The 13071-nt window shown below is 66.8% G+C and carries 10 protein-coding genes and 1 pseudogene; 6 read left to right on the forward strand and 5 right to left on the reverse strand.

Annotated elements, in window-relative coordinates:
• Window positions 1–16 precede the first annotated feature (16 nt).
• From ACIRA7_RS06280 to ACIRA7_RS06290, 3 genes are read left to right on the forward strand one after another with little or no spacing between them, the layout of a single operon-like run.
• Window positions 17–460: a DUF3429 domain-containing protein gene (locus tag ACIRA7_RS06280; protein WP_396219990.1), complete on the forward strand. Its 444-nt coding sequence runs from the start codon at window positions 17–19 to the stop codon at window positions 458–460.
• Window positions 442–1317 (forward strand): arylamine N-acetyltransferase, encoded by an 876-nt coding sequence (locus ACIRA7_RS06285; protein ID WP_396219991.1) that lies wholly within the window; start codon window positions 442–444, stop codon window positions 1315–1317. The genes ACIRA7_RS06280 and ACIRA7_RS06285 overlap by 19 nt, the downstream gene beginning before the upstream one ends.
• Complete coding sequence (locus ACIRA7_RS06290) at window positions 1314–2672, forward strand: MFS transporter (RefSeq protein WP_396219992.1); 1359 nt, start codon at window positions 1314–1316, stop codon at window positions 2670–2672. Before ACIRA7_RS06285 ends, ACIRA7_RS06290 begins: the two co-directional genes overlap by 4 nt.
• Window positions 2673–2754: 82 nt before the next feature.
• Here ACIRA7_RS06290 and ACIRA7_RS06295 read toward each other — a convergent pair whose 3' ends face one another.
• A complete protein-coding gene (locus tag ACIRA7_RS06295; RefSeq protein WP_396219993.1) occupies window positions 2755–3582 on the reverse strand; it encodes a DUF4184 family protein in 828 nt (275 codons plus the stop codon).
• A gap of 281 nt (window positions 3583–3863) precedes the next feature.
• Between ACIRA7_RS06295 and ACIRA7_RS06300 the strand changes: the two genes are divergently transcribed.
• Window positions 3864–5345 carry a type IV pilus twitching motility protein PilT gene (locus tag ACIRA7_RS06300; RefSeq protein ID WP_396219994.1) on the forward strand — a complete coding sequence of 494 codons (1482 nt, stop codon included), beginning with the start codon at window positions 3864–3866 and terminating at the stop codon, window positions 5343–5345.
• Here the strand turns inward: ACIRA7_RS06300 and ACIRA7_RS06305 are convergent.
• The gene (locus tag ACIRA7_RS06305) at window positions 5342–5827 is read right to left on the reverse strand and encodes a RidA family protein (RefSeq protein WP_396219995.1); all 486 of its coding nucleotides are present in this window, start codon (window positions 5825–5827) and stop codon (window positions 5342–5344) included. The genes ACIRA7_RS06300 and ACIRA7_RS06305 overlap by 4 nt on opposite strands.
• A gap of 272 nt (window positions 5828–6099) precedes the next feature.
• On the opposite strand from ACIRA7_RS06305, the gene ACIRA7_RS06310 reads away from it, so the two are divergent.
• The gene (locus ACIRA7_RS06310; protein WP_396219996.1) at window positions 6100–6600 is read left to right on the forward strand and encodes a DinB family protein; all 501 of its coding nucleotides are present in this window, start codon (window positions 6100–6102) and stop codon (window positions 6598–6600) included.
• Between the two features lie 198 nt (window positions 6601–6798).
• Here ACIRA7_RS06310 and ACIRA7_RS06315 read toward each other — a convergent pair whose 3' ends face one another.
• From ACIRA7_RS06315 to ACIRA7_RS06325, 3 genes are all read right to left on the reverse strand, one after another.
• Window positions 6799–7956 (reverse strand): PQQ-dependent sugar dehydrogenase, encoded by a 1158-nt coding sequence (locus tag ACIRA7_RS06315; RefSeq protein ID WP_396219997.1) that lies wholly within the window; start codon window positions 7954–7956, stop codon window positions 6799–6801.
• 42 nt (window positions 7957–7998) lie between these two features.
• On the reverse strand, window positions 7999–8904 hold the full coding sequence (locus ACIRA7_RS06320; protein ID WP_396219998.1) for a histone deacetylase: 906 nt from the start codon (window positions 8902–8904) through the stop codon (window positions 7999–8001).
• A 189-nt stretch (window positions 8905–9093) separates the two neighbouring features.
• Window positions 9094–12096 carry a hypothetical protein gene (locus ACIRA7_RS06325; RefSeq protein ID WP_396219999.1) on the reverse strand — a complete coding sequence of 1001 codons (3003 nt, stop codon included), beginning with the start codon at window positions 12094–12096 and terminating at the stop codon, window positions 9094–9096.
• Between the two features lie 134 nt (window positions 12097–12230).
• Between ACIRA7_RS06325 and ACIRA7_RS06330 the strand changes: the two are divergent.
• Window positions 12231–13071, forward strand: a pseudogene (locus ACIRA7_RS06330) (hypothetical protein); the annotation flags it as partial.

The raw sequence follows: 13071 nt of genomic DNA on the forward strand, positions 1-13071 counted from the left end.
GCGCTACCTTCGCGCCATGCCTACCCGCACCTTCTGGCTGATCAGCGCGTCGGGGCTCGTCCCCTTTCTGGTGTGCCTCGCCATCGCGTACAGCACGCCCGACGTCAGCGCGCTGCATGATGCCGCCATCCGGACCTTTCTGGTGTACGCCGCCCTCACGCTCAGTTTTTTGGGCGGTGCGCGCTGGGGTGCCGAGCTGGCGCGATCGCCCGACGCGCCGATCCTGTGGCGCATGGTGGCGGCCGCGACGCCGACACTGGTCGGTTTGGCCGCCCTCCTGCCGCAGACCCCACCCAAGGCCGCACTCGGGCTGCTCATGCTCAGCAGCGGCATGCAACTCGCCTGGGACGTCGCCGCCTCGCGTGAGGGACTGCTGCCGCCGTGGAATGCCCGCGTGCGCACCGTCCTCACCGTGGCCGGCACGCTGTGCAGTCTCGCGCTGTGGCCCGCCATCGCGTGACCGCCGAGATGCCGCAAGCACCGGTCGACGACATCCCACTGCCGGCTTCGCTGCGTGACGCCGTCTGCGCCCGCCTTGGCGTCGCCTCCACCCCACCGACGCTGGCCCTGCTGCATACGGTGTATGGCGCCTGGTGCCAACGCGTACCCTTCGACAACGTGCGCAAGCTCATCGCGCTGCGGGAGGGCGACACGGCGCCGTTGCCGGGCACGCACGCGATCGATTTCTTCGAGCAGTGGCTGGCCCACGGCACCGGCGGCACCTGCTGGTCGTCCAGCAATGCGCTGTACATGCTACTGACCGCGCTCGGCTTCACGGCCCGACGCATCGCGGGCTCCATGCGTGACCTGGGGTTCATCACGCACGGCAGCACGGTGGTGACCATCAGCGGACACGACTGGCTGGCGGACTCGTCGGCACTCACGCAGCGTCCCGTGCCGCTCTTCACCGGACCCTACTGCGATCCCGATCCCGCCTTCGCCACCACCTGGGCCACCGACGGTGACACGCACCTGCTGCGCTTCGGCGCCGCCCCCGGTCCCGAGCACACCGTGTGCCGATTCATGATCGATCGCATCGATCATGCCTATCTCGACGCCGCGCATGAACGTTCGCGCGGGTTCGGGCGCTTCAACGAAGTCACGTACGCGCGGCGCAACGTCCCCGATGGGTTTCTCGTGCTGAACGCCGCCGTGCGCTATCACCGCACGGCCGCCGGCACCGAGGTCCGTCCGCTCGACCGCGAGGCGTTGCGCGCGGTGCTCGCCGACGACTTCGGCATCAGCCCCACGATGCTGCAGCGCTACGAGGCGTGCGGTGCCTTCGACGCGAACTTCACACCAGCGGGCACCGCATGACCAGCGCCGCCGAGTCCGGCTTCGCCATCGCCGCGCGCCGATTGCTGCCGCTGCTGTTCGCCAGCTACATCGTGGCGTTCCTCGATCGCGTCAATGTCGGCTTCGCCAAACTGCAGATGGCGTCGGCCCTCGGCTTCTCCGACGTGGTCTACGGGTTCGGCGCGGGCATCTTCTTCCTCGGCTACTTCCTGTTCGAAGTGCCAAGCAACTTGCTGCTGGAGAAGGTCGGCGCGCGACGGTGGATCGCGCGCATCATGTGCACGTGGGCCATCGTGTCGGGGGCGTTCGCGTTCGTGGACCGCATTCCGTATGGATCGCTGCCGGCGCTCCTTGGCGTCCCGCCGCTCGAGTTCGGGTTCTATGCGCTGCGCTTTCTGCTCGGCATCGCCGAAGCGGGATTCTTCCCCGGCATCATTCTCTATCTCACGTACTGGTTTCCCGCCGCGCGGCGCGCCCGCACCGTGGCGCTCTTCATGACCGCCATCGCCGCCGCCAATGTGATCGGCGCCCCGGTGTCGGGGGCGATCATGCAGTATGCCGACGGCATGGGGGGATGGGACGGATGGCGCTGGCTGTTCGTGCTGGAAGCAATCCCGTCGATGATCGCCGGTATCGCCATCTGGTTCCTGTTGCCCGACCGGCCGGCGCAGGCGAAGTGGCTCACACCCGAACAGCGCGAGGCGATCACGGCGCACCTCGCGCAGGAAGATCTCGCTACGCACGGCGCTGGCGTGGCCGCAGCGCACGGGGCCATGCAGGCGCTGCGCAGCGGCCGCGTGTGGGTACTGGCGTTGGTGTATCTGGCCGGTACCGTTGCGCTGTACGGCGTGAGCTTCTGGATGCCGACCATCGTACAGGATCTCGGCATCGGGAAATCGGAGTACCTCGAGATCGGACTGCTCAGCATGATTCCGTGGGGCACCGCCGGGATCGTCATGGTGTGGGCCGGCGCGCGATCCGACCGCACGGGTGAACGCCGACAGCATGTCGCGGGCTCACTGTTCGTGGCGGCCTCGGGGCTGGTGGCGCTCGTGCTGGTCGGTGCGCATGTCGGTCCGGCCCTCATCGCGCTCTGCTTCGTGACCTCAGGCGTCTTGTCGTTCTTCGCCACCTTCTGGTCGCTGCCCACCGCGTTTCTGCGGCAAACCGCCGCCGCCGCGGGGATCGCGTGGATCAACGCCGTCGGCAATCTCGGCGGACATTTCGGTCCCGATCTCGTTGGACGCATCCGGTCCGCGACCGGCAGCGCGAACTCTGCCTTTCTTTTTCTGGCCGCGCTGGCGTTGGTTGGAGCCGTGCTGACCCTGTTTGGAACGGGTGCACGAACTCGGACCATCACGACCCCGAACAGCTGACCATGCGGATGCCACGAGCAGGGGACGGACGGCGCGCCGACCTCGCCGAGGCCGCGGCGACCGCGGTCACCAAGAACTGTCGCTAGGCGTTGGCCCCGAGCGGCGCCTGCCCTCGGCGGAGACCCACGGCGAGGAGCACGGCGGCGCCGAGCATGAAGGTGATGGCGCCAAAGGCGGTACCAGCGACCAGGGTTTTGGTGCCCTCTCTTTCGCGCAAGGTATAGCCCGTCATGGCGCCGAGGAGGGCGACCACCAGCAGAAAGCGCACGAGAAGCACCCCGTGCGGCCGTGGCTTCCGCGGGAGGCGGTGCGTTGGGGCATCCGAGCCGATGGTCCCGTCGGCCACGCGCCAGCGCCACAGCGCACGCTGCCGTACCATCCGCCGCCAGAGCACCAGCGTCACCACGGCGAACACGACACTGCACCAGAGCTGCAAGGCGTCGTACAGCGGTGCCATCCCGCCCAGATGCGGCACGGGGGTGCGGAGGATCGGGAACCACGGCACCAGCCACCCCGAGTGATTCCCGTGCGTCACGCCGTCCAGGAGGACATGCGACATCCCGCCCACCCAGGCCGAGACGATGACGCGTAACCAGTCGCGCCACGAGCGCGGTGGCCGAATCGCGGCCAGATCATGCGGGCGCCACCAGCCGTGATCGGGGACGTACGGCAGAAGGGCGGGGAGGAGCACCGCACTGGTGACCCACACCAGGATGGCCGTGAGGGGAATGGTGAACCAGAACTGCGCACCAACCGTGTGACTCATCAGCCAGTCGTCGTGCATGCGGCCGATGAACTCCAAGTCGGGCGCCATACTGCCGATGCAGAGCGCGATGCCGGAGAATCGTGCCGGCCAACGCAGCTTGAGTGGAAGCACCAGCGCTTGGTGCGACAGCAGTGTCACTGGCATGGCGCTATAGTGGCTTAATTTGGGCGGCATACTACGACTATGAAGCGATAGTATCGCTGCATCGTCCGACGATCACCCGACAATCGCGTCGCAGGACCACGTCGGACTGGCAACGGCTTTGCAACGACGGCCGCGCGCCAGCGCGGATGCCAGCATGTGTCCTGCCCGCGGGCTGGATCGTCTGAGCGGCAGAGCGCAGGATTGCCGCTTGTATAACGCGGTTATGCCTGCAGTGCCCTCACGTGTTCCCGGACTGTGACACTGTGCCGCAATTAGACCGTGTGTTGGCACGCCTCGAGTCCGGCGCCGCCAGTCAGATCATTCTCGAGGCCAACGCCCCCATCCGCTGCGTGACCCCATCGGGACCGCAGGCCGTCAGCCAGCAGACGCTGACGAGCAAGCAGGTCCTCGCGCTGGTGGGCGAGATGGCCACGGCCGACCAGAAGGCCTCGGTGTCGGCGGGGCGCGACATCCGGTTTCTGTATGCGTGGAACGGCCAGCAGTGGCTGGTCGAGCAGGACGGCAGCGCTCCGCACACGCGGCTGACGGTGCAGAAGCACGTCACGGTCGCGGAACCGGCGGTGGCCCCCGCGCCGCCAGCGCCGGCGGTCCGTCGGTATCGCGCCTCGGACGTCCCCTTCGAGGAGGCCGCCGACACCGCGGTGACTCGCGAGCGTTTCGAGGCCCTGCTGCGCGAGCAGGTACGCCGTGGTGCCGCCGACCTGCATTTGCGCGTGGGGGAACCGCCCATTCTCCGTCTGGGCGGGGACCTCGTGCGTATCGAGGATCAGTCGACCCTCGACGACGCGTCGGTCTCGCGCATGGTGCGCGCGATCATGCCCCCGAAGAACCTGGCCGAGTTCGACGCGAACTGGGACACCGACTTCGCGTACGAGATCACGGGGGTCTCACGCTTCCGCGTGAACGTGCTGCGCGACCGGAACGGCGCGGCCGCGGTGGTCCGCACCATCTCGGCGACCACGGTCACGGTCGAAGAGATGGGCGTCAGCCCTGAAGTGCAGCAGCTGTGCGCGCTGACCAAGGGACTGGTGCTGGTGACCGGCCCCACCGGCTCGGGCAAATCGACCACGCTCTGCGCGCTGGTCGATCTGGTGAACCGGACGCGTCACGACCACATCATCACGATCGAAGACCCGATCGAGTTCGTGCATCAGAGTAAGAAGTGCCTGATCACGCAACGGCAGGTGGGCGTCCATACGCAGTCGTTCAAGAGCGCTCTGCGCGCCGCCCTCCGTGAAGATCCCGACATCATTCTCGTGGGCGAGCTGCGGGATCTGGAGACGATCGCGATGGCGATGGAGACCGCCGAAACGGGGCACCTCGTGTTCGGCACGCTGCACACCTCCACGGCGGCCTCCACGATCAACCGGATCGTCGATCAGTTCCCCGCCGACCGTCAGGACCAGATCCGCGTGATGCTCTCGGAATCACTCAAGGGCGTGGTCTCGCAGACCCTGTGCAAGAAGATCGGCGGCGGACGCGTCGCGGCGCGCGAAATCCTGATCGTGAACAAGGCCGTGAGCTCGATGATCCGCGAAGGCAAGACGATGCAGATCAACAACATCATCCAGACCCAACGGAAGCTGGGCATGGAAACGTTGAACGACGCGCTGACTCACCTCGTGAAGACCGGTCAGGTCGAAGCCGAGGAAGCGTACGTGAAGTCGGCCGAGAAGAAGGAGATGGCGTCGCGGCTTCGTCTGCTCGGATACAATCTGGACGGCCTCGCCGCCGACGATTAGCGCGAAGGCAACGTCGCCGCCGCGCACTCCATCTCGACGCGCGCGCCGAAGAGCAGCGTGGCCTGCACCGCGGCACGGGCCGGATACTTGCCGTTACTGAAGTAGCTGCGGTAGATCTCGTTCATGGCGGGCCATTCCTTGAGGTCGGCCAGGAACACGGTGCATTTCACGACGCGGTCCATACCCACGCCGGCCGCCGCGAGCGTGCCCTTGATGTTCTCCAGCAACTGCCGCGTTTCGGGCTGGATACCGCCGGGCACCAGCGTGCCGTCGGGCTTGGTACCAAGCGTACCCGACACGAAAATGATGTTCCCGACGCGAACCGCGGGGGAGAACGGATTGGCGGGGGGGCCGTCGGGCTGGATGAACTGCGGGTCGAGGGTGGTCCGGACCGGGGCGCGACAGGCCGAGGCGAACGGCACCGCCGCCAGGAGAGCGAGCGACAGGGCGCGTCGTACGGTGGCTCGTAATGGAGCGGTCATAAGATACCAGGGGCGCTAAGAGTGAACGGCGCGAAGAATCGACGGCGCTAAGAATCAACAGCGCTAAGATTACGGGCGCGAAGAATCAACAGCGCTAAGATTACGGGCGCGAAGAATGAAACGCGAACACGGCGCCTGAGCCCTGACTCGCCGTTCACTTTGGCGCGGTTTACTTTTGGCGCCGTTCACTCTCGGCGCCGTTCACTCTTGGCGCCGTTCACTCTTGGCGCCGTTCACTCTTGGCGCCGTTCATCTCTTCCCCGAGTGTTCTCATGTTCAGCTCGCTCGCCTCGTTTCACGCCTCCTGGCAGTACGAATCCGAGAGCACGCAGAAGCTGCTGGATCGCCTCACCGATCCGTCGCTGTCGCAGGAGCTCTATCCGGGTGGCCGCACGGTGGGCCGCTTGGCGTGGCACATTGCGCAGTCGATTCCCGAAATGCTGTTGCGCACGGGGCTCAAGGTGGCCGGTGCCGGTGAGCATGACCCGGTACCCGCGCACGCCGCCGACATCGCGGCCGCGTATCGCACCGCTGCTGCGTCGCTCGACGAACAGCTTCGCGCGCACTGGACCGACGCCACGCTGACCGAAACGGATGACATGTACGGCGACACGTGGCCGCGTGGCGTCACACTCGACGTGCTGATCAAGCACGAGGCCCATCACCGTGGTCAGCTGACGGTCGGCATGCGGATGGCGGGACTCGAGGTTCCCGGGATGTACGGGCCGGCGAAAGAAGAATGGACGGTGATGGGAGTGCCGGCGCCGGAGTGAACGCGAAGGGGGAACTGCCAGGGGCGCCAAGACTGAATGGCGCTAAGCGTGAACGGCGCGAAGAATCAACGGCGCCAAGAGTAACACGCGAAAACGGCGAACAGCGCACTGAGCACTGATTCGCCGTTCATTCTTCGCGCCTTCTACTTTAGCGCCGTTCACTCTTAGCGCCGTTCATTCTTAGCGCCGTTCATCAGTTCACTTCCGCGCCACCACTTCCATTCGCATGATCGCGGTCGGCTTCGCTTGCTGATCATCGATCGAGAAGTAGATGTACCCGTCTGGCCCCTGTCTCACGTCGCGGATGCGCCCCTGGTTCCGCACGAGGTTGTCCTCGACCGTGAACGCCTTGCCGTCGTACGTCAGCCGCACGATGCGCTGCCCGGCGAGGCCGCCCACGAAGAAGCTCCCCTTCCACGCCGGGAACTTGTCGCCGGTGTAGATCATGAGGCTCGATGTGGCGATGGACGGCACCCACACGTTCTTCGGCTGCTCCATGCCAGGACGCATCGTGGACGCGTGAATCGCCGCACCCGGGCCGTAATTCACGCCGAAGCCGATCACCGGCCAGCCGTAGTTGAGCCCCTTCTGAATCAGGTTGAGTTCGTCACCGCCCTGCGGTCCGTGCTCGGTGGCCCATACCTCACCCGTCGTGGGGTGAATGGCGAGCCCCTGCGGATTGCGATGGCCGTAGCTCCAGATCTCCGGCTTTGCACCGGCCTTGCCCACGAACGGATTGTCGGGTGGCACGCGACCGTCGTCAAACAGGCGAATGACCTTGCCGTGATGGTTCGACAGATCCTGCGCCGGATGCTTCTCGAGATCACCACTGGGCGGCGCCTGACGCTCGCCGACCGTGATGAACATCATGCCGCTCTTGTCGAAGGCGATCCGCGAGCCGTAGTGTCCCGGCGCGCCCTTGGTGTCGGCGACGAAAATCTCCTTCACGTCCACCAGCGCGTTGTTCTCGAACCGACCGCGCACGACCGCTGTGGTGGCGGCGCCACCGCCGGTTGGCTTGGAGAAGCTGAGATACACCAGCTTGTTCGTGGCGAAGTTCGGATGCGCCACGACGTCGAGCAGGCCACCCTGTCCGCGGTAGACCACCTCGGGAACGCCGGTGACCGGCGTGGGGAGCAGCTTGCCACCGCGGACGATGCGGAGACGGCCGGGACGCTCGGTAACGAGCAGGTCGCCGCCCGGAAGGAAGGCCATCGACCACGGCTGCACGAGCCCCTCGGCCACCGTGACCAGGCGGTAATCGTGCGCCGACGACTTGTACACGGGCGACTGCGCCATCGCGGGAACCGCGAGCCATGCGCTCGCGGCAGCGAGCAGAAAAGTACGACGAACCATCCGGAGGTCTCCTGAGAGCGGAAAGGGGCAACCCTCGGAAATTTAGCGCCCCGCGAAGCTCTGCAGCACCCGCACCGTGTTCAGGTGCACCTGTACCGTGTCCCGAACATCCCGGCCATACCCACCTGACATGGTCGCGCACACCGGCACGCCGATCTCCCGGCACAGCTGCAGCACGATGGCGTCCCGGCGGTGCAACCCCTCGAACGTGAGCTTGAGCCGCCCCAGCCGGTCGCCTTCATGCGGATCGGCGCCGGCCAGATACACCACGAGATCGGGGCGCGCATCACGCAGCACGGTGGGAAGATGCGCCTCCAGCCGAGCGAGATACGCCGCATCCTCCGTCCCGTCGTCGAGCTCGACGTCCAACGTGCCCGGCACTTTGTGAAACGGGAAGTTCTTGGCACCGTGCATGCTGAACGTGTACACCTGCGGATCACCGGCGAAGCAGCCATGCGTGCCGTTCCCCTGATGTACATCGAGATCGACGATCGCCACCCGACGCACGCGTCCATCGCGCTGCAGGCGGCGGATCGCCACCGCCACGTCGTTGAAGGTGCAGAACCCTTCACCGCGATCAGGAAACGCGTGATGCGTGCCGCCGGCCAGATTCATCGCCACGCCGTACGTCAGCGCGGCTTCGGCCGCTTCGCACGTCCCCTGCACCACCCGATACGCCCGCTCCACGAAACTCTCCGACCACGGCAACCCGATCCGCCGCTGCTCCGCCGCCGGCAGCGTGCCGTTGGTGATGTGATCCACGTACTCGCGCGTATGCACCAACAGCAAGTCCTCACGCGACACGCGCTGCGGGTCGTGCAACCGCTCCGGCGGCACCAACCCCTCGGCCAGCACGCCCTCCCGCAACAGCTGGTACTTGGACATCGGAAACCGATGCCCGTCGGGGAGTTCGATGGCGTATTTCGAGGAGGACCAGAGGTGGAGCATGGGTGAATGCTAGTCGTGGCGGCGGAACTGATCACGCGGAGGCGCAGAGAACGCAGAGCCCGCAGAGAAATGCCTTTCGTAAGAAACACAAAAGCGTGCCACGACCGTTCCGTAGCACGCCTCTGCGTTCCCTGCGCCCTCTGCCCCTCTGCGTGATCAGTTCAACGAACGCTCAGCAGCACTCGAACCTCACCGCCCCGCCTTCTCCAACTCCGCCGCCATACGCGTGTAGAACCGCAGTTCCGACCGCTGATCCGACGTGGGCGCGCCCGTGTAGCCTCCCACGGCACTGTACAGCCCCGAGATGCGCGCACTCAATTCGTTCGCCTGCCGCTTCCCGTCGCGTGTGGCCGCATCGGTGCCGGTCTTCGCGCGCCAGCGCTCCGCCACCGGCACGAACGACGTGGCCAATGCCGCGATGTCGCGATGGAACGCCGTCCACGCCGCCCGCTCGGCGCGCGTGACCGTGAGGCGCGGATCCTCCTTCACCACCACGCGCTGCTGCTGCACGGCGCCGCCAACCGACAACCGCACCGTATACGTGCCCGGCATCACCAGCGGCCCCGGCGTCGTGGCGCTGGGCCCCGCGTCGTCGTCTTCACCGCCGCCACTGCGAATGGGCAACTCGGCATGCCGCAGATTCCACACCACACGATTGATGCCGCGCGTGCTCGTGGGCTTGAGCGATTGCACCGTACGACCGGCGCTGTCGAGCACCGTGAGCTCGACCGCCGTGCCCGCCTCGCGCACCCAGTAGTCGACGAGCGCGCCATTGACCGGGTTCTCGCCGCGGAAGATCATGTCGCCCGTATGCGGGCGCAGGTTCGTGGCGCGGATCTGCATCGCCGGCTGCACCGTGAACAGGTGCGCGTTGCTGGCCGCCACCGCCGGCGTGAGCTCCTGCAGCGCGTTCAGCTGATCGAGAATCCAGAGGCCGCGCGCGTGCGAGCCCAACACCAGCGTGTTGTCGCGCGCCTGAATCGTGATGTCGTTGAACGGCATCATCGGCATGTTGTTGCGCAGCGGCACCCACTGCCCACCGGCATCGGGCGAAATGAACACGCCGAACTCGGTGGCGAGATACAGCAGCTTCGCATTGCGTGGATCTTCACGAACCGTGCGCGCAACCCGGTTGGCCGGCAATCCGGCATCGATCCGACGCCACGTAGCGCCGAAGTCACTCGTGGCATACACGTAGTTCGCGAAGTCGTTGCTTCGGTGATTGTCCGCCACCACATACGCCGTACCGGCCGCGTGCCGCGACGCTTCCACCCCCGCAAACCACGAGTCCTTCGGCAGTCCCGGGAAACGGCTCTGCACATCGGTGAACGTGGCGCCGCCATCGCGCGACACACGGAAGCGGCCGTCGTCGGTACCTACGTACAGCACGCCCTTCACCCGCGGCGACTCGGCCAGCGCCGTCACCCCCGGGAAGTACGGCACGCCGTCGTCCAGCGACAGCGTGTTCTCCCCCGGCTTGCGCCCCATCAGCGGCAACGTGGAGCGATCGACGCCGGTGCTCATGTCGCCCAGATCCTTCCACGTGCGGCCGCTGTTCACCGACTTGAACAGATGTTGACCGCCGGCGTACACGGTGGCCGTGTCGTGCGGTGAGATGATGAAGGGCGCATCCCAATTGGCCGGGTGCATCGCGTTGCCCAGCACCTGCGTGGCACCCGGCTTGCCCCACGTTTCCCAGTTGCGACGACCGGCGATGTGGCCGGTGGAATCGCCCGGGCGGATGTCCTGCACTTGCCACGTCTTCGTGTCGTTGCGCTGCAGCCCGAGGAACTGCGACGCCGAGTACACCGTGCGCGGGTTGCGTGGATTCGGCGTCACGTGAAAGCCGTCGCCGCCGCACAGTCGCGAAAAGTGGTCGTTGAGCACGCCGTTGGTCGTCCAACTGGCGCTCGGCCCCATCCAGCAGCCGTTGTCCTGCAACCCACCATAAATGTTGAACGGCACCGCGTTGTCGGTCGTCACGCGATAGAACTGCGACAGCGGCAGCGAACTGACGTACAGGAACTTGTTGCCGCGATCGTAACTGATGCCGATACCGCCGTCGTCGAGCTTCACCACATGCCGGCTGTTCGTCGGATTCACCCACACGAAGCGGTCGTCGCCGTGCGTGGCGGTGCGCGGCGCGGTGAACGTCTTGCCGCCGTTGTCGCTGAAGGAATAGGCGTTCAGCATGTAGATGCGCTGGTCGTCGTTCGGATCGATGATCACCTGGCTGGCATACATCGGCCGAGGATTCCAGTCGCTCATGAACGTCCATGTGGCGCCCGCATCTTCACTGCGATACACACCGGCCTTGCGCACGATGTACGCCGTGCTGGCATTGTAGCGCGCGCCCTGCTCGATGCTGACGGTGAGAATCTTCGGATTCTTGCGATACACCCCGATGCCGATGCGGCCGTACTCCCCCTCGGGCAGGCCATGCCCTGTAAGCTTGGTCCAGGTGGCGCCGGCGTCGGTGCTCTTCCAGAGTGCGCTCCCCGGGCCGCCGCCATCAAAGCCGTAGGCGCTGCGGCGACGCTGATACGTCGCGGCGTACAGCACGTTCGGGTCGTTCCAGTCCATCGCCACATCGGTGGCGCCGGTCTCGTCGTCCACGGCCAGCGTGCGCGTCCAGCTGCGGCCGCCATCCGTGGTGCGGTACAGCCCGCGCTCACCGCCGGCCCCCCACACCGAGCCCTGCGCGGCCACGTAGGCGATGTTTGGGTCGCGCGGGTGCAGCTGAATGCGGCCGATGTGCATGCTGGTGGCGAGGCCCATGTTCTGCCACGTCTTCCCGCCGTCAGTGCTCTTGTACACGCCGTCGCCCCAGCCCACGCTCTGGCGGCTGGCCCGCTCGCCCGTGCCCACCCAGATGATCTGCGGGTTGGGCTGGAACACCGCCACGTCGCCGATGGAGTGCACCGGCGCCTCGAAGGTGGAGCGCCAGGTCACGCCGTTGTCGTCGGTGCGCCAGAGTCCCCCGGTGGCACCGGCCACGTACCAGGTGCTCGGGTTCGACTCGACCACATCCATGTCGACCACGCGGCCGCTCATGGAGGCGGGGCCGATATTGCGCAGGCGGAGCCCGCTCAGATCAGCCGCCGACACCGGCGGCGCCGCCTGGGCGGGCAAGACGGCAGGAAGGGCCCACAACAGGGCCGGGAGCAGGAAACGGGAGGGACGGACGCGCATAGGGCACCAGGGTCAGCGGGAATCGGGTGAACGCCGGAGCAATATGCGGCGTATTGTTGGGGATCGCTGGACCTGCCGGCGGAGATGCCGCGGCGTGCCCGGCTCACTGCTTCACCCGACCAAGGATGCGTCTCGTGTTTCGACCCGCCCGTCTTGCTGCAACGGCCGTGGCCCTGCTGGCCGGCGCCGCCGCTGCGCTCCCTGCGCAGAACCGTCCCAGCGCCACCAAGGTGGCGCGCCCGGAACGCCCGGTGTGGCCCGACGAGGGCCCGCGCACCTGGGCCCCACGCCCGACCGTGGCCGCGATCACGGCCAACGATCTGCGCACCCGGCTCTACCAGTTTGCCGACGACTCGATGCAGGGCCGTCGCATTGGCGAGAAGGGGAACTTCAAGGGCACCGAATACATCGCCCGCGAATTCAAGCGGTTCGGCCTCAAACCGGCCGGTGACAGCGGGACGTACTTCCAGACCCTCCCTTTTGGCCCCACGCAGTTCGATAGCAGCACGTCGTCACTGCAGATCGGTGGCACGGCGCTGGTGTCCAAGCGCGACTGGATTCCGACCGTACCGACCGCGCAGAACGGCTTCGGTGGCAAGGCCGAACTGAACGGCGTGCCGGCCGTGTTTGCCGGCACCTGGGGCGACACCGCGGTCATGCTCGATCCGGCGGCGTTCACCGGCAAGGTGGCGGTGTTCATGGCCGCCCCGGGGGCGGGGGCATCGGGGGGCGTGCGCGGACCGGCGTCCTTCGTGAGCTGCGCCGACGTGCCCAACAAGTTCGGCGTCGCGGCGATTCTCGCCGCCGACAAAGTCGCCGCGTCCACGCCGGCCCGCCCGCCCGCCCCGGCGTTCGCCGGAACCGCCCGTGACACGCGGGCACGCCGCGCCGGTGCCGTGGCCGTGCTCGTGATCGGCCTCGACGACATGACGCCGGCCACCATCAACGCCGCCTTCGAGGGCCGCAATGGCATGC

It is taken from the genome of Gemmatimonas sp. (genome assembly GCF_044376735.1).
GTDB lineage: Bacteria > Gemmatimonadota > Gemmatimonadetes > Gemmatimonadales > Gemmatimonadaceae > Gemmatimonas.